An 18,537-nucleotide genomic window follows, 5' to 3' on the forward strand; every position below is an offset into this window, starting at 1 on the left:
CAATAACCAGATTGAGTTTCGACACACTTTTAATTGCTAACTTATTTCAGGCTCTTTTCAAAGAGAGCTTTGGCTTCAATCAAAGTACAACCACTTGTCTGCGTAGTCAAATGGTTGTTACCGCTATTGTTCATTGCCCAGTTAGTATTATACAGCAAATCAAGTTTATTGATTCCCTTTCGCCACAAGATTTCAGCATTATTGTTAAAGAAAGTGATGAATTTCTTCTTATATATGGGGTCCAAATTCGGTTCCATAATCAACTGCACATAATAACGCATGAAAATACCCTTAAACAAACCTCCGTCACCATCGCCTTCATCACGAAGTAAATTGTTTCCAGTATCTATCATGCTGCTATTACTGATACCGAAATTGGCAGCCTTACGAGCATCTTTCAAATAGGACTCTTCTCCTGTGATCTTATACAGTTCGTAAGCAGCACCCAAGAATGTACCTTGGTTATAAGAAAGAGAAAGTGTACTCAACTCACCCGTTTCACCGTTCACATTATCATAGATGGCGCCGGTAGCAGGGTTAAATAAATTTTCACGCTCCCATTTATAAATATTGACAGCCCAATCCAAATCCTCCTGATTCCCGTTAATACGGTAAAGACGAGCAGCAATCAAAGCAGCAGGACCGTTGGAACAAGCATTTTTGCTCCATAGCCGGTCGTGAGTCCAAGCAATGCCACCACCTGCGTAATCGTTCCAACCGGTCTTGATTTCATTCCACATCTCTTGAGAAGTTTCCAGATACTTGTTTTCATCAGTAACTTCGTACAAGCGAATCATGGTGAGAGCAATCCACTCCATATCATCATAAAAGTTGTTCCAATAACTGCCACCGTTCTTTGCCTTGATACCGACATACCATTTGTCGAACAAGTCGCTGTACTTGCTATCTCCGGTACGATTGTAAGCATCTATCATCACATCCATAGCATGAGCCTGCGGCCAATAATGGAAATCCTTGATTGAACCGTCATTCCCGTAGTTGAAATAATTCTCTTCCGTATTCCAGAAACGATCTATCAGGGTCACAGAACTGCTGTCGGCAGCCGCATCCCAATCTATGGTGTAAAGCCCCTTATCATACATATACTCATCTTCTATCTCGCACGATTGAAGTGCCAAAAGAAGCAGGGGCAGACAAAATAATATTTTTTTCATAATCTCTCCTTAAATTAGTTGGCCAATTCCACTTTATGAGTATAGTTCTCCACATTGAATATCACACTAATCTTGGTGATGGCACCCGGATTGTGGCCATCGGCCGCACCATCGAATTCATTGTTCAGTTTCCACTTCTGATCCCATTGGTTATCAGGAGTCTCCATAATGTAGAAATAAGGATCTTCGGGAGTAGCCGCACCAGGATTAGAGTCTGTAGTATTCTTGGTTCCCCAATACTGTATACTACCATCAGCATAAGTCATCAAGAACTTATAGCGTTGGTCGCGCCCCCATCCTTCTTGCTTGAACTCAATTTTATCCTGACCGCAGAACACACCGTTTCCAACATAAGGCAATTCAAAAGTTGCGGCACCACTCGGACAGAAGTAGAATTCCATCTTACTTACTTCCCTGACGGTTACAGATGCAATGGAGAAATCCATCTCAATGCGGTAAACTCCCGTCTTTTCTACGGTTGTCTCGCCTTCGCCTTCCATAATCTTATTGCCATTGATATAAAACACCTTGGCACCTTCGGCTGCTCTATCTACCAGTTTGTAAGTCTTTCCGCCTTCCAACTTCGTAAAGACTTCGAACTTATCCTTTTCGGGTGAAGCACACGCCACAGCCTTAGAAGCATCCATACCACCTTCAGTAGCACTTCCGGTCAAGTAAAGCTGTGCCGGAATCTCTTCAAATCCCACCAAGCGAGTGATGGTGAGCTTCTTGCTTTCCTTTGCCATTACAGAATTCAAACCTCTGGAAGCCATTACTGTCCAAACAAGTGTACCCGTCTCACCACTGTTCAATCCGGCAGCCGCACCAACCTTGTTCAATGTCTTGTGGCTGATGGTAGCATAGCTCAAAGAACCGCCATTGTCAGAAAGCACTTTGTAAATAGGCTTAGAAAAATCTCCACCTTCTTTATCGAATACCACTTCATAAAGAGGGGCACCGCTATCTTCAGCCTTGGCCGACTCCCATTCAAAGAACAGGCTGGCGCTGGCCGACGATTGCAAGACTACTTCCTTGCCGTCAGTGGGTTCATACAACTGATTTACTGAGGAAACTTTGGAATCCTTGTATTCCATGTCTTCCGTACAAGACGTAGCAAAGAGGACTGCCGAAAAAAGAGCTATTGTTGAGAATATTGTTTTCATTGTTCTATTGTTTTTAATGAGTTTAGATACACGTTAATTTCCATATCCCGGATTGTTAGGCGCCAGATTGGGATTCAAATTGATTTCACTGATAGGAACTGCCCAAAGATAATCTCTTGCCTCTTCGAACTTGCGAGTGTCAAGCTTGTTCTCGTCCACGAAGCTTGCACCGCGCACCTTGCCCGACAAGTATTCGTTACCAGCCTTCCAACGCTTAATATCATACCAGCGCAAACCTTCCATCGCCATTTCTACACGACGTTCGTCGCGAATAATCTGCCTCATCTCTTCCTTGCTCTTTCCGGCAGGAAAGTTCAAGGCTGCATCGGCAGTAAATCCGGCACGTTCGCGGATGGGACGGATGGTCTTGTTCCATACCTCTTCAGTCATACCGCTTGTTTCGTGAACAGCCTCAGCATACATCAGCAAGATGTCAGCATAGCGCATAGTGATGATATTCATACCGGAATTCTGGTCACCGGGAGCCTGCGGATTATAATACTTACGGGTGAAATAACCGGTAGAAGTGCCGTTTCCACCACCATCGTAGGCATCGGTTCCCGAACCCGGACGAATGTTGATGACTACGTCTTTACTGCCATCGTCCACATTGCCACTCCAGTCATAGCCATCATAAATGATAGTAGCGGTGAGACGTGGGTCACGGTTGTCGTAAGGATAAGCAGGGTTATAATCTGTCCCGGCTTCACTGATAGTCTTTCCACTAAGCATCAGATAAGTGTCTACCAACGATTGCTGCGGCACACGGTTCACGGCACGTCCGCCTCTTGACAAAGGAATCATGTCTACCATCTCACCCCAAGTAATCAAATTGGGTACATAAGAACGGTCCATGATAATCTCTTCATTATACTCATTGGCTTCATCAAAAAGCCCGGCATAATCAGGAAATAAGGCATAAGTACCATATTCGCCCTGTTTGTTCATCAGATTGTCGCAATAAAGCATCACATTGTTCCAGTCGCTATCCATCAAGTAGACACGAGCCTGCAAAGCACAAACGGCACCTTTAGTAATTTTGCCCTTGTCTTCTTCGGGCAATTGGTCGCGAGTGGGAAGCGCATCCTTGATGTCTTCCAATTCTTGGTGAATGAAGCTGATAATGGTTTCGCGGTCTGTACGACTTACACTCCGCGATTCTTCCAGCGTGATGTCCTCCGTAAAGAAAGGTACTGCACCATAAAGGTTAGTCAGACGGAAGTAGAGGCTTGCACGGATATAGCGTATCTCGGCAATCATACGTGCTTTAACAGATGCGTCCATGTTGGGTACCAGATCCACCTTTTCAAGGAACACGTGGCAGGTCTTTATGCCTCCGTAAAGGTCTTTCCATTCATTCTTGAAGATGTCGAGCGAGGGAGTAGCCATACCTTTGCGAATGGCACGTTGGTCGTCCACACTGCGACCGTCGTAAGCATTGTCACTCAAACTTTCATCGCTCCACATACGGCCTGCATTGTACATCTGGCTGTAAGCCATGTTCACCACATACTGGGCTTTGGTGGTGGAAGTCCAATAAGAGTTATCCGTAAATTTGTTTGTCGGTGCGTTCTCCATCTCGTTGCAACTGCAAAGCATCAGAACAGCCATTCCGGCAAAAGCTATATATTTTCTTAGTCTCATAGTTATCTGTTGTTTTTAGAATTCAATGTCTATACCGAAACCATAGTAACGGAGCGTCGGGTAGTTTCTACCAGAATTGGCGCCACTATTACCCATCTTAGAGTCGAACTCAGAAGATTCAGGGTCAATAAACGAGTTATTACTGAAAGTCAGCAAGTTTTGTCCGTTGACATAGATACGTGCCTTTTCCATACCCACCTTGCGGCTCCATGTTTTAGGGAATGTGTAACCAATCTGCAAGTTCTTCAGACGCAGGTATTTTCCATCCATCAAGAATAGGTCGGAACCTTGTCCGTTTCCGTAGTTGTTTCTGTTGGAAGTAGAACCCGGAGCAGTAAGTCTCGGCCAACGTGCATCGGTGTTGGTAGGAGTCCAGAAATCCAGTTGATGCTTATAGATATTATAAGAGTAATTGGCGTGGAACGGTTCAATCAATTCACCACGAAGCATCATGTCACGCTTGCCCACACCCTGCCAGAACATACCGAAATCGAATCCTTTCCATTCTACATTGTAGTTGAAACCGAAAGTAAGACGAGGGAAGGCATTACCCAAGATAAACTTATCCTTCGAGTCGATGACACCATCTTCGTTACGGTCTACAAACTTCACGTCACCCGGCTGTACCTTTCCACCTACAGGAATAGCCGATGCCTCAATCTCCTCGTAGCTTTGGAAAAAGCCGTCCATCTTGTAACCGTAGTAAGACTCCAACGGACATCCTTCACGGGTGATACGGCTCAACTCCTCTATTTGTGAGATTCTTTCGTGACCAGGGTACTTCAGCACTTCATTCCAAGAGTCACCAAGATTGAAGTTGAAGTTATGATTTGCAGCTCCCGTTTTCAAACGATAGTTGATAGAGAGGTCCCAACCTTGATTCTGCATCTCACCAATGTTGTCCATCGCCATATCCGTACCGAATACCGAAGGCACAAGGGGCTTCATTAAAATGTCGCTCGTACGCTTGTAGAAATAGTCGAACGTCACATTCAAAGCGTTATTGAAGAACGAAGCGTCTACACCCACGTTGAAGGTTTTGGTCTTTTCCCAAGTCAAATTATCCTTACCTAACTTAAAACCTGCGCCCGATACTGTCTGGTTGTTGTATGCGTAAGAGTTGTTGTACAGTTCGTAAACAGTAAAACGGTCATAAGTACCAATAGACTGGTTACCCAAGATACCAAAAGAAGTACGCAGTTTCAAGTCACCCACACGTTCCTTGTAAGCCTGCATAAAGTTCTCCTCGCTCAAACGCCAGCCTAATGAAACAGAAGGGAAGAAACCCCATCGGTAGTCTTTATGAAACTTGGAAGAAGCGTCATAACGGAAGCTGAATTCTGTATAATATCTGTCAGCGTAAGAATACCCCACACGTCCCAACAGAGAAGTCAGACTGGTACGGTTGGATTCATCTACAAATGTTTTTCCTGTGATGTTTCCCACAGTACTATTGGTAATGTCTGTACCGATACCCAAGTCGGGATCTACCCCTTTCTTCTCAATCTCATTGCTAGACGAAGTAAACGATTCATTGGTTACTCCAAAAAGCCCGCTGACATTGTGTTTACCGAATGTCTTGTTGTAATCCAACAAAAGTTGGCTATTAATAAGGTAAGCCGTATGATTCCAGTTACTGGTCCGATAGTCAGTATCTTTCACTGGACGTGGTTCGGTAGCCTCTTCATTCAAGTAATAGGATACGCCCAAATTGCGGGTAGAACGCATGTCGTTTATCACATCCGCACCCAACACTCCACGCAACTTCAATCCGTCAATAAGCCGGAATTCAGCATTGACATTAGCGTTCAGATAATTGTTACGATACTTGTTACGGCCACCAGCTTCCAATGCTCCCAATGGGTTAAATTCAGTCAATACATCATTTAACAAATATCTTCCATCTTCCGATTTCATTTTGTAATAATAATAAGTAGGTACACGGGCGGCATCCACTTCCAAACTCCCACCGGTGGTACTTACACTATTATTACGTGTATAAGCCAAAATAGCATTCAGTTTCAAACGTCCCACTTCCGTGCTAACATTGGTACGAAAATTATAACGCTGCACGCCAAAATCACTGTTGCCCACATAATTACTTTCCTGGTCATAATAACCCATGGACACCATGTAAGTAGTTTTATCACTACCTCCAGATACGCTTAGATTGTAATTCTGCTGTAAGGCTGTGCGGACTATCTGATCAAAAAACCAGCTTTCTTCATTTTGATGGGCAGCCAGGTCACGGATTTGATCGGGTGTATACAAAGGAGCCTCTCCAGCATTGGTGGCAGCTAAATTGCGCAAAGTAGCGTTCTGATAGCCTTTCACCGGAGAAAACAAGATATCCGGATTCTGCCATCCCATCATACCACTTAACCGAACTGTCGCACGCTGGTTCTTCTTACCTTTCTTAGTAGTAACCAAAACTACACCATTGGAAGAACGTGAACCATAAATAGCAGCTGTACCGGCATCTTTCAAGATGGAAATGTTCTCAATATCATTGGGATTCAATTTATCGAAACTACCGCCATCAGCTACCAATCCGTCTATGACAAAAAGCGGACTATTGTCATTCACAGTGCTGATACCACGAATATTAAAGTTAGTCTTACGATCATTAGGATTGCTACTGCGCTGCTGGATAACCACGTTGGGCGCAGCCCCTTGCAAAGCATCTGTCATGTTAGCCACGGGACGGTCTTCGATCATGGAAGCCTTTACCTGGTCTACAGCACCTACGGCACTCTTGCGGGTAGTAGTACCATAACCGATGACAATAACTTCATCCAGCACCTTGGTATCCTCCTTTAAGACAACATTCAATTGTTTTTGATTTTTCACAGCAATTTCCTGAGTGGCATATCCCACATAGGAAAAGACGAGAACATCTTGGGCACTACAAACAATGGAATAGTTTCCATCCACATCTGTAATGGTACCCACACCTTCTTTACCCTTAACAGTAACACTCACTCCAATCAGGCTTTCACCTGTGGCATCCTTAACGGAACCTCTCACCGTGGCATTGTTTTGCTGCACCACAGTAATAGTCTCCGCATGTGCATAAACCGCAGGAGCCTGCGCCAGCATAGTCACAGCAGGCAAGGCAATAAGCCAGAACTTATAGTTCCCACCTATCCGAGCCAGCAATGAATTTACTGTGTACACTCGATTCTTTTTCATATTCTTTAAGATTAAACATTATAATAAATCACGATAAAAAAAGGAAAAGAACACAAATAATACCAACGAACAACCAATTCATGCAATTTGTATCCTAATCCTCCTTCCAGCGCACTTTATTGATTTTAAATAATTCCTGTTTTTACAAGCTGTTCAGCAAATCCACTTTACCCTCGTTCACTAATTTCAAAATCAATTCTCCAAACAGCGTATTCTGCCAAGCAAACCATGCACGGGTAAAGTTAGTGGGGTCATCCTTGTGGAAAGACTCGTGCATGAATCCCGTACCGGCATCCGTATCCATCAGCATTTTGATACAAATCTTTATCTCCTCATCATTCTGGCTGGTGAATGCCTTCATCATGATACTCATAGGCCATACCATATCATAACCAATGTGCGGACCTCCGATACCTTCACCGGCTTTACCTTTAAAAAAGTAAGGGTTGCTGCCACTCCACACAAAGCGGCGTGTATTCTGATAGATAGGATCGTTTACGTCCACATCACCCAAATAAGGCATAGCAAGAAGGCTGGGTACATTGGCATCGTCCATTAACAGATGATTGCCGAATCCATCTACTTCAAATGCATAGATTGTCCCAAACTCAGGATGATTGTAAGTGGCATATTTCTTCAGGGCTGCCTCCACTTCGGCTGCCAAATCGGTGCATTCTTTGGCCAAGGATGTTTCCTTGTTTACTTCCGTCAGAATTTCAGCAGCCTTTCTCAGAGAAGAGACAGCGAAAAAGTTGGAAGGGACCAGGTACTGAAGCGTAGTGGCATCGTCCGATGGGCGGAAAGCGGAAACAATCAGTCCCACCGGTTTGACCGGAGCACCCAAGCCGTCGTTATTCAGCGTATCCAGAGCACGTTCCGTCTTACGTTGGAAACGGTAAGGGCCTACACCGTCCTTACGCTGCTGTTCCTTGAAAGTCTTCAGGATAGCAGTAATTGCCTTCATCCATTCACCGTCGAAGATACTGCTGTCACCAGTTACTTTCCAATACTGGTAAGCCAGACGAAGCGGGTAACAAAGAGAGTCTATCTCCCATTTGCGCTCGTGCAGTTCGGGCTTCATATCTGTCAAGTCAGTCATCCAGTTGCCACCCGTAGGTCCGTCGTTGAAAGCATTGGCGTACGGATCAATGTTGATGCAAAGGAACTGACGGCGAATGACACCTTCGAGCATCTCTTTCAATTGCGCATCATTGTTGGCTAACTGCACATATGGCCACACCTGCGCACCGGAGTCACGCAGCCACATAGCATGGATGTCACCGGTATAAACAAAAGTATCGGGTTTACCGTCCAGCATGCGAAAGTGTACAGTAGTGTCAAGCGTATTAGGAAAGCAATTCTCAAACATCCACGCCAACTTAGGATTGGTAAGCAGTTTCTTCACGCGAACAATCTCAGCTTCCACCGCTTTTGAGGTGAAAAGGCGTTTCTTCATTTTTGGACGATTGCTCTTGTAAGCAGCAGTCATCTGAGCATAGTTCTCCACACAAGTGTTGTCACCTTTCAGGATAAAAGTGTCTGCCTTAGCATAGCCTTGCATACAGAGCATGGCAACAGCGCACAAGGTAATGTTTCTCTTTTTCATTTGGTCTGATTCGTTTTAATTATAAAGACTGATTAGCGAACACGGCCAAACGCGCGTACATCTCTACCATGGCGGCTTGTGTCAGCAGCCATTTACGATTGTCGCGGCTCTTGCCGGTGAAATCAGTATTGAAAAGGCCGTTATCTTCACGGGCATGCGTCCAAGCATAGTCCAGACTGCGGGCAAAGGAATCAAGATAAACCTTGTTACCGTCCACCTGATAGAGTTCCATAAAACCACGCAACATAACGGCGGTGAACCACACATCACCCTTCTTCAGCATATGGAACGGTTCTCCTTGTCCGGGGGTGAATTCCATGAAGAAATAATTATGACAAGCAGCAGCAATCGCTTGCGCATCCTTCAGATACTGCCCATTACCGGTAAGCTGATAGAGCAAAGCAGCCGACTGCATCATCTGACCGCTGTTATAGGCAAATTTGGCACGTCCTATCTCACCGTCCAAACGCATGTTGTCGAAGTAAAGGCAGTCTGTTGTGTCCTGCAATGTTGCTTTAGTCCACTCGTACAAACTCTTCCCTTTCTCAAAATAGGAGCTGTCTTGCGTAGCCTTGAAAAGTTTCAGGGCAAAGACGGAACCAGGGGCGTTGGAACAAGTGTTCTTTGATTCCTTCTTCTGTTCGCACCAATAGATACCTCCTCCCAAACAATCGTCCATACCGCTTTCTATAAACTTCCAGATAAGCTTGGCGCTCTGCAGATAGTTCTCTTGGCTAGTCATCAGATAGACGTCTGTGAAGTCAATGCCGAGCCACACGTTGTCATCGTAAAAGCGGTCGGACAACGGAGCGTCCTTGATGTAAGAAGCATACGCTTTGGGCATACGACGAGTATCGAAATATTCAGCAAGTCCCGGAAGCACTTTCTCATCAAGCAACTTCTGATAGTTCCCGAAATCTTTCTTGTTATCTTTAGTGGCCTCCATCAACGCATTCACTGCGGAGAAGGTACCGGAATAAGGCCACAAATAAGAGTAGAGATTGGGACGGTTCTTCTGTTCCTCGGAAGCCAGATAAGTAGCGGTATAGCCTTCCACGTCCGAAGGATAATTCTCACGCAACAGACAAGTGCCCGGTGCGGAATAGTGAGCATATAAGGAATCAAGTGTTTGTGTAGATCTGACCAGCATTGCGTTGTCTGCCACAGCCGGTTCTTTCTGTGTCTTGCATCCGGTTACTGCCAAGGCGCATGCCAATAGGCAGAGGAGTGCTTTCTTGGAATTTTTCATCTTTTTTCTACGGCATTAAATTGTTCGACTTGTTTTTCACTCCGTTGCAGGAGTCTTCTTTTATATAATATATAAACCCTATTAAAAACGATTGCAAAAATAGACAGTAAGGTTAAAAGCCAACTATAAATCCGTGACATAACCGTCCACATTCCGGACATGGCAGAATTCTAAAACAAGTTTGTCACAAAACAGACACACCGTTTCCCCCATACTTCGGAAACATCATTTCCCAACAACTGGAAATTCTGAAATACGCAGGGTTGTACAACCGTAGGGTATCAGCGTGATTTCTTGCTCTCCTCCTTCGGCACTGCCACAGAAAGAGAAAGGCTGGGGCCCTGCCATTTCATTATATACTGTCCAAGTAGGGATAAGACGAGCCTTCATCTTTATTTCAACCGGTGCATTTTCCTGATTCCAAGGAAAGTCCAATTGCTGTTTTTGGCTATTGATACTTACTTGGGCCACCTCGTTCATTCTGTTACGGTCAAAATCCACCAATCCGTAGTTCCATGGATCCGAAGAAGTCACCTGATAATAATAAGAACCATACCAACTATCCTTAAACTCTTTCTTTTCCCAATTTTCTTCCATTTTCAGGGCATATACCAACGGACCTCTTTCAATAGATACTGCGTTTTCATACCAAGTGCTAGTAAAGACCTCCATGGGCAGATACAGTTCAATCTTATCATTCCGCTTCCATATACGGTCTACGATAGCTATTTTCCCACCTTTGACAGTTTGCTCCATCTTTCCATTTACCCGTATTTCAGCTTGCTTGCACCACTTCGGAACACGCAGGTGAAATGGAAATTTCACTTGTTTCACCTTATTCCTCACCTCTTTAATGGTAAAAGTTATCTGATGATCCATCGGATAGTAAGTATCTTCACTGATAACCACCGGTACATTATCACCCACATTGGCTGTTACTTCCGACGGAGAATAGACAATGGCTGCAATGCCGTTATCAGGTGTGGCATACCATAGGTGCTGTGTAAATTTTGGCCAACCTTGGTGCATATTCGAAAAACAACATGGGTATCCGGTCAGAGTGCCAAAAGCAAGGTCTGTCCCTTCATGATCCTGGTCGAAGTTGCGACGATGGCGTGTTACCATCACCTGATTCGGTTGCTGGAAATATTGCTTAGTCATAAAGTCATCGGATATTTGGGCTGGTAAAGCATTAAAAGCAATGCGTTCCAAATGGTCGGCAAAGTCTATGTCTCCTGTAATCTCCACCATTTTTTCCAGCGAGTACATCAACTCTACGGCCGAACACAACTCCGAGCCTTGTGTAGGATTGTTTCCATGCAAAGCCTCATCGCCTCCATACATGCCTTGCGGCTGTCCGTGGAACCGGCGAATATCTCGAAAGCCTTCCTTGACAGCATCAATATATTTCCGGTCGGTATCTTGCTGATAATAAATAATCGGTTCTTTGATGCCTTGTGCCAAATTAACACAGTGTATAGTGCAGGGTCTGCGCAAGTCTCCCCTATCTACCATATCTATGAAACTGAAACTCTGCCGGTGCAGCAAATGCCCCAATTCAAGCAAAAAATCCTCCCCCGTAAGATTATAAAGCCAATATACAGCTTGCAAATTGTCACAAGCACGGAATTCTGCCCAACTGCTCCAGTGTCCTAAAGGTTTTTGCGGCAAGGTATTCAGTTGATAACGGAAATATTTTGTCATAAAAGCGACGACTCTCTTATCGTTCGTTGCCGAATAATACTGCTGTAGGATTTTCAGCACGACCATACGCGGCCACCAGTCTTGCGAGTTATCACGTTGCAGTCCAGGCTCTCCCGGATAATCTTTTTCAGGACCGAAGAATCCGTCCTCACGCTGGCTCTGCAAAGCCCATTCTATCCAAGGTTGCACTTTGGCTTTCAAGACATCATCATCCAGTATATACGCCAAAGGAAGTAGACCGTCTATCCAGTATGGACCGCGTTCCCACTGGTCTCCATCACCACCTAACCAACCATTGCGTTTGCCCATAACCGAAGGGTAAAGAACATCCATCTGACCACTGGCGCCATTTTTCTGACGAACCAGCATTTCGTGCAACCAGCCTTTAGGTTTGATACTGCCTAAAGGAAGTTCCATTAAGGGCTTACGGAGTAGAGGATAGCGATTATTCTTGTAGTTTCCTTCTACTACCTGGCTCAAAAGAGCATCCACTTGTTTCTCCGCCTCAGGCGTAAACCACTTTTGAGCAGATATTGTAAAGAGATTAGCAGCTAATAAACATACAACAGCAAATATTTTAATTTTCATTTTTCAAGGTATTTGTTATTTCCAATAAATTTACTTCAATAGAGTTGTTAACTTACTCACATTAAGCACTTACACCTGAGAATCATCAGATCCTTGTGTCTGTGGTGACAGACACAAAGATCTGAAAAATGGGAATATAATAACTGTTTATTCGTATACTTCCATTTCATAAATGCGCACATCTTTACCAGAAGCCGATTGCATGGGCTGTGTCACTAAAAGACGCAGGTAGCGAACACTTTCAGACTTATTTAGCGTGCGATTCAGTACATTCTTACCATTACCAGAAACATAGTCCAGTGTGCGCCATTCACCATTCTTGTCGCTCTTACCTTGCAGAAAGCAGGAGGAAGTGACGTAGGAATGGTTTTCGCCGGCAGCGTTCAGTAACTTCCAGCCATTAATGCTTCTTTCACCGCCCAAATCAAAGTCTACGTAGTGGGGCATTTCAGCAATAGCACACCACTTTGTGTTTTCGTCGCCATCTACCATGAAAGCCGGCTTCTCTTTCTCGTTCACATAGCTTGAATAGCCCATTACCATGTCCTGCTTCAGAATGTTCACTCTCTCTGTGGAGCTTTCCGTCTGATAGCGATTGCACTTGTTTGCCGTACGGAACAGTTCGGAAGCGGGACAAACAGAAGTAGCAGCAACATCAGTCAAAGTGGCGGCAAAAATAACAATATCCTTATTATCGGGCAATACCACCTCAGTAGCCTTTTCTGGCAGGTCTATTGCGAACTTAAACATGTAAGTGAACTCATACGGCTGATCGCCTTCACCGGAATGGCGGTGCGTACCCACATAGGCAACTTCAGCATCTTTCAGATAACCTTCCGTATGTCCGGTGTGCCCCCACTGACCGATGAAGCCAGTATAAGAAGGAACAATGACTTCCTGCACATACTTGCCTACGCGGAATATCCCCTTCACATCTTTATCAGAAGCGGCAGCAGCAAGGATATAGAGTCTGTTATAAGTACAGTCGGCGGGCAGTTTCAGTACATTGCCCTTGCAAGCCATACCATTCAGCTCTTCACGTGTCTCCAATTCGAAAGGCACTCCATGCACATTCATCTCGGCAGGTATCAATTCAGCAGCATAAGAATAACCAGACTCAAAGTTGGCAGCAGCCTTGAACTCGTTCCAACTGAAGCACTTCTTATCATAAACAAGGGGCAATGGTTCGGCCACCGTCTGCACCTTTTTATTGGAAGCAAAACGTACCTTGTAGGTCTTAATGCTGTTTGGATTGACTGACACTTCCAAGCGATTTCCACTGAATGTAGCCTTACCGATGGTCTTTTCCGTACCATCTGCTTCTACAGCAGCCACAAGGTTGTCGGCAAAGACAATCGAGGCTTTCTGCGCCTGCTTGCCTGCGGCTTCATACACGCGTACCACATATTCATCTGAACTTTCGGCTTTCTTTAAGGCTTTAATAAGTACATTCCGGTTATCGGAAAAAGCCAATGAATAGCTCTTACCTAATTCGCCGCGATGCTTTCCAACAACGAACGCCTTGATGCGCTGGTTCAGCAACTCAGCATTCTCGCGGGTTTGAACTACGTCCAAAGCGCCCACATGACCTACCAAGCTGTAAGTAAAGGTATGGTGACCGAAGTCCTGACGATCTTGATAAGCATAGTTCTTTTTTGTCTTCGGAGTGTGCAGCAAAGTGAGACGCAGGGTGTTGTTATCAGGCTTGTCCCAGCCATATTTGCTGTCGTTCATGATGGAAACGCCATAAGAACCGTTAGCGTCCGTTAAATCTGCCCAATATTGAGCATATACTTCGTAAGCGGTCAAGATGTTGTTTCCTCTCTGCACGCTGCCTACGCCCAAGTCGTAAGTGGCCACCTCATTATTCAAATTGAGGGGAAACTCAGCCTTCAACAGAGCGTTGGTAGACTGCCAGTCCACTTCGTTAGTAAAGTCAATGCGGTGGGCCAATACACCTTCATACAAATGGATGTACTGGCGGAAAAAAGAATCATCGTGACGTTTCTCCACGCAGAGAGTCTTACGTAATGCACCGTTTTCGCAAAGAGTCACTTTCACATCCTCGGTGATGGAGATAGGAGTAGCGTCCACAGTCTCTTTCAATATCTCCCATGCCGGCCATTCGAATGACTTGTTTTCAGTGAAGAGGGCTAAACGAATAGCCTTACCAGCCTTTACCAATTCCTTGTTGATTCTCTTGTCGAACAGTGAAGTAATGTCACCGTTCTCATTCAATGTCAGTTTGTAGAACGAATTTTCAACACTTGCAGCTTCAACAGCAGACATCTCTTTTCCTTCGCCGGAGAGGCGGACATCGTAAACTGCGTATCCATTGGCGGGTACAGTGGCTTCTACTAACAAGCGGACCTTTCCATCAGTATATGAAACCAACTGAGAAACCACCAACTTGCCTTGTTCGTTATATACAGCTACACTTTTGGGAAAACGGGAAGCCTCCACTTCGATGGTCACCACATCTGTAGCCTTGAAGCCCGAAGCGTTATAGAGCACTACGGGAATCCCCTTGACACGAGTATCAAACTTGCCTGCCACACTTCCCACAGAATGAGTCAGGATACTGGAGAACTGTTTCAGAGAGAGAAGTTCATCGTTCCAAGAAAATTCATAGGCACGGGGAATGCTGGTACCAGTCAAATCATCGTGGAATTGGTGGAATATGAAGCGCTGCCAAGACTCCGTCAGACTCTTGCCAGGATATTCGGCAACCCCCAAAAGGGCAGCAGCCACAGAAGCACGTTCAGCGGCATCACCCAAAAGTTCATTTTGACGATTATAGAGTTTCATAGCAGCCTGTGAAGTGTAGCAGCCGGTTCCATGAACGTCCATCAGCAATTCACCGTCAAATACGGGGAGCTCGGGATGGCTGCCATAGGGCTGGTAATCCTTGAACAACTGGTCACTGGCTGCACTGATAATCTTCAACGGACCGTCTCCCTTGATACCTTTCTCCACGGAAGCCACAGAAGCGATGGTAGGTGAACCGCCCACATCACCTGTTCCATAGTAGCGGTAAACGGTATTCAGGGGAGTGCATTTGGAGAGTTCCATCAAATATTTATTTTCTGAAAGGTCTTCATTATCCCAACGACGACCGTAATCATATCCGTGAGCCAGCATGACGGACGCTCCATCCACTCCTTTCCACAGTCCGATGGTAAAGGGATGCTTGCTCTTACCGTAGAAAGGATTGTTACGCCAATCCAGCTTCTGTGAAGAGAAACCTATCAGTCCACAATGGGCAGCAACAGTAGGCAATGTCCAACCGAATCCGAAGCAATCGGGAAGGAAGATGTCGGTACTTTCTACCCCCAGCTCCTTACGATAGAACTCCTGCCCCAGCATAATGTTGCGAATAAACGATTCAACAGACGGCACCAAAGTGTCGGTAGCATCCCAACTGGCCCCACTCACATGCCATCGACCTGCCTTTACAAAAGCCTTCATCAGTTCATATTCACGAGGATAATATTCCTTCATCCAAGCATATTTCACTCCACCTTCAAAATTAAAGATATAGTCGGGGTACTGGTTCAAAAGGAAAAGGTTCTGATTCAAGGTATTCCAAACATAATCCTTAATAGTAGTCTGAATGTCCCAGTTCCACTGCGTGTCCAAGTGGGCATCTGCCACCATGTACGCTTTTGCTTTCTTCGGTGCAACGGTCTGAGCCGATAATTGTCCTCCTGCAACGGCCAACATCACGGCTCCCGCTATCAGATGGGTCTTCCCCATCAGTATTCGTCTCTTTTTCATGGTTTTGTTATTATTGTTTTTTCGTAAAAGATAATGTCAATTCGATATAAACCACCGCATTCTTTGTTATAAATGTGCTGCCTCCTCTAGCCGCAAACCGCTCTTTCACCTTCTCTCTTTAGCCTCCATCCGGCAACAATAGTTTTCTGACATGTGGAATGTTGGTAACAAAAATAGCCCATCCTTCACTCTCATACTGTACAGATTCGCGACATAGATATGTAAAAAGTCGTCTGTGGCATGATTTTATATATTTATGTCATAAATAGCATACATTTCCTACAGAATACAAACTACTTTTGTATATTGTAAAAATCCAAAAGCTAAGAACATGAAAAAACAATTCCTACTCTCGGCAGTTCTCTGCCTCTCACTGACCGCTTTCGGACAGAAAGTACATCAACTGGCCTCACCCAGCGGAAACATCCGCATCTCAGTGGAGCTGACCGATCAAATCCAATATGATGTAACCCAAGGAAATCAAACACTGATGGACAACTGTGTCATTGGTCTGGAAACTGCCAACCACCAGCTGGGCATCCATCCTAAACTAAACAAAGTAGTACGCCAAAATGTAAACGAGGAACTGACTCCCATCGTACCCCTGAAATTCTCTACTATAACCAACCGCTACAACCAATTGCTACTGAAGTTTAAAGGAGGCTATTCAGTAGAGTTCCGTGCCTTTGATGACGGATTCGCCTACCGCTTCCTTACTGACCTGAAAGGCGAGCAAGAAATAATGAATGAAATCCTCCGCCTGAACTTTGTGGATGATTGCCTGCTACATCTTCAGCAACCTGACGGCTTTAAGACTTCCTATGAAGAAGAATATCGCCACCAAACAAGCAGCGAGTGGAAAAACTCCAATCGCATGGCTCTGCTTCCCCTTTTAGCCAGCACACCCAAAGGTGACAAAATCCTCATGAGTGAAACCAATCTGACAGACTATCCCGCCATGTTTCTGAAAAACGATGGACAAGGCGGCATTACCGCCGTCTTCCCCCGTCTGCCTCTTGAATTCGGAGAAGACGGTGACCGCAGTCTCAAGATTCTGAAAGAAGCCAACTGCATAGCCCGTACCGCAGGCAAGCGCAGTTATCCATGGCGTTACTTCGTCATTACCAACGATGACCGCAAACTTATAGAAAACACTCTATCCTATCGCCTCGCTGAAAAGAATGTCATAGAAAACACCTCTTGGATTAAACCAGGACTAGCCAGCTGGGAATGGTGGAACGGAGCCACACCCTACGGCCCCGACGTGGACTTCAAAGCAGGTTGCAACCTTGACACCTACAAATACTTCATCGACTTCGCATCCCACTACGGCGTAGAATATATAGTAATGGACGAAGGCTGGGCCATGAACACCCGCAACCCCTATAAACCCAATCCCTCGGTAGACATACACGAACTCATCCGCTACGGCAAAGAAAAAAACGTAGGCATTGTGTTATGGCTCACTTGGCTTACGGTAGAAAACCACTTTGACCTATTCGAAACTTTCGAAAAGTGGGGTGTGAAAGGCGTAAAGATAGATTTCATGGATCGTAGCGACCAATGGATGGTAAACTTCTATGAACGCGTAGCACATGAAGCCGCCAAACACCATCTCTTCGTTGACTTTCACGGTGCTTTCAAACCTGCCGGATTAGAATACAAATACCCAAACGTACTCTCCTACGAAGGCGTAAGAGGTATGGAGCAAATGGGCGGATGCCGTCCCGACAACAGTGTCTATTTCCCCTTCATACGCAACGCAGTAGGAGCCATGGACTATACTCCCGGCGCCATGCTTAGCATGCAGCCTGAAATCTACCATTCCGAACGTCCCAATTCTGCCAGCATCGGCACACGTGCCTATCAGATGGCACTCTTTGTTCTTTTTGAAACCGGCCTGCAGATGATGGCAGACAATCCTACCCTCTATTATCGCAACGACGAGTGTACACGTTTCATCACCCAAGTACCCCAAACATGGGACGAAACCATCGCTCTCGAAGCCAAAGCAGGAGAATATGCCATCGTGGCCAAACGCAAAGGAGAACAATGGTATATAGGAGGCATGACCAACAACCGCGAACGTGAACGGGTCTTTAACATCTCCCTTGATTTCCTGCAAGAAGGAAAAAATTATCTCATGACCTCTTTTGAAGACGGCATCAACGCTGACCACCAAGCCATGGACTACCGCAAGCAAGAACAATCCTTGAAGAAAGGCGACCATATCACAGTCCGTTTGGCACGCAACGGTGGATTCGCTGCGGTCATTCGCTAATCATATCCATACCTATCTGCTCCGTACAAATACATTTCTAAGGATACGGAGCAGATACAAAGCAAACTGTAAGCCTACAACTAAAGAAATATATTGCAAATATTGACTGTTTCCACCTTAAAATATATCTTTGCAACTCAAAATCAATACAACAAGCC

Annotated in this window: 9 protein-coding genes; 1 reads left to right on the top strand and 8 read right to left on the bottom strand. The window is 45.2% G+C overall.

All coding sequences use genetic code 11. The annotated features are described in order from the left end of the window. Positions 1 to 41 precede the first annotated feature (41 nt). The 8 genes from DW800_RS01625 to DW800_RS01660 form a co-directional block, all read right to left on the bottom strand. Positions 42 to 1,175, bottom strand: a complete 1,134-nt coding sequence (locus DW800_RS01625) for a glycoside hydrolase family 76 protein (protein WP_005833934.1) — start codon at positions 1,173 to 1,175, stop codon at positions 42 to 44. A gap of 14 nt (positions 1,176 to 1,189) precedes the next feature. Continuing rightward, complete coding sequence (locus DW800_RS01630; protein ID WP_005833935.1) at positions 1,190 to 2,338, bottom strand: SusE domain-containing protein; 1,149 nt, start codon at positions 2,336 to 2,338, stop codon at positions 1,190 to 1,192. Between the two features lie 33 nt (positions 2,339 to 2,371). Further along, positions 2,372 to 3,982 (bottom strand): RagB/SusD family nutrient uptake outer membrane protein, encoded by a 1,611-nt coding sequence (locus DW800_RS01635; RefSeq protein ID WP_005833936.1) that lies wholly within the window; start codon positions 3,980 to 3,982, stop codon positions 2,372 to 2,374. 15 nt (positions 3,983 to 3,997) lie between these two features. Then, positions 3,998 to 7,174 (bottom strand): SusC/RagA family TonB-linked outer membrane protein, encoded by a 3,177-nt coding sequence (locus DW800_RS01640; protein WP_005824843.1) that lies wholly within the window; start codon positions 7,172 to 7,174, stop codon positions 3,998 to 4,000. A gap of 142 nt (positions 7,175 to 7,316) precedes the next feature. After that, complete coding sequence (locus DW800_RS01645) at positions 7,317 to 8,780, bottom strand: glycoside hydrolase family 125 protein (protein WP_005824841.1); 1,464 nt, start codon at positions 8,778 to 8,780, stop codon at positions 7,317 to 7,319. A 19-nt stretch (positions 8,781 to 8,799) separates the two neighbouring features. After that, positions 8,800 to 10,029, bottom strand: a complete 1,230-nt coding sequence (locus tag DW800_RS01650; protein WP_005824838.1) for a glycoside hydrolase family 76 protein — start codon at positions 10,027 to 10,029, stop codon at positions 8,800 to 8,802. A 225-nt stretch (positions 10,030 to 10,254) separates the two neighbouring features. After that, positions 10,255 to 12,321, bottom strand: coding sequence for a beta-L-arabinofuranosidase domain-containing protein (locus DW800_RS01655; RefSeq protein WP_005824835.1), 2,067 nt, complete (start codon positions 12,319 to 12,321; stop codon positions 10,255 to 10,257). A gap of 147 nt (positions 12,322 to 12,468) precedes the next feature. Continuing rightward, positions 12,469 to 16,098, bottom strand: coding sequence for a glycoside hydrolase family 38 C-terminal domain-containing protein (locus DW800_RS01660; protein ID WP_119957724.1), 3,630 nt, complete (start codon positions 16,096 to 16,098; stop codon positions 12,469 to 12,471). Positions 16,099 to 16,429: 331 nt separating this feature from the next. On the opposite strand from DW800_RS01660, the gene DW800_RS01665 reads away from it, so the two are divergent. After that, a complete protein-coding gene (locus DW800_RS01665) occupies positions 16,430 to 18,379 on the top strand; it encodes a glycoside hydrolase family 97 protein (protein WP_016272163.1) in 1,950 nt (649 codons plus the stop codon). Positions 18,380 to 18,537: the final 158 nt, after the last annotated feature.

The sequence above is a fragment of the Bacteroides sp. AM32-11AC genome, from assembly GCF_003603515.1.
In the GTDB taxonomy this organism is placed as follows: Bacteria; Bacteroidota; Bacteroidia; order Bacteroidales; family Bacteroidaceae; genus Bacteroides; species Bacteroides uniformis.

Coding starts and splice junctions, on each gene's coding strand:
- DW800_RS01640 (WP_005824843.1), bottom strand. CDS start 7,174: ATGAAAAAGAATCGAGTGTACACAGTAAATTCATTGCTGGCTCGGATA.
- DW800_RS01665 (WP_016272163.1), top strand. CDS start 16,430: ATGAAAAAACAATTCCTACTCTCGGCAGTTCTCTGCCTCTCACTGACC.
- DW800_RS01655 (WP_005824835.1), bottom strand. CDS start 12,321: ATGAAAATTAAAATATTTGCTGTTGTATGTTTATTAGCTGCTAATCTC.
- DW800_RS01645 (WP_005824841.1), bottom strand. CDS start 8,780: ATGAAAAAGAGAAACATTACCTTGTGCGCTGTTGCCATGCTCTGTATG.
- DW800_RS01630 (WP_005833935.1), bottom strand. CDS start 2,338: ATGAAAACAATATTCTCAACAATAGCTCTTTTTTCGGCAGTCCTCTTT.
- DW800_RS01625 (WP_005833934.1), bottom strand. CDS start 1,175: ATGAAAAAAATATTATTTTGTCTGCCCCTGCTTCTTTTGGCACTTCAA.
- DW800_RS01635 (WP_005833936.1), bottom strand. CDS start 3,982: ATGAGACTAAGAAAATATATAGCTTTTGCCGGAATGGCTGTTCTGATG.
- DW800_RS01650 (WP_005824838.1), bottom strand. CDS start 10,029: ATGAAAAATTCCAAGAAAGCACTCCTCTGCCTATTGGCATGCGCCTTG.
- DW800_RS01660 (WP_119957724.1), bottom strand. CDS start 16,098: ATGAAAAAGAGACGAATACTGATGGGGAAGACCCATCTGATAGCGGGA.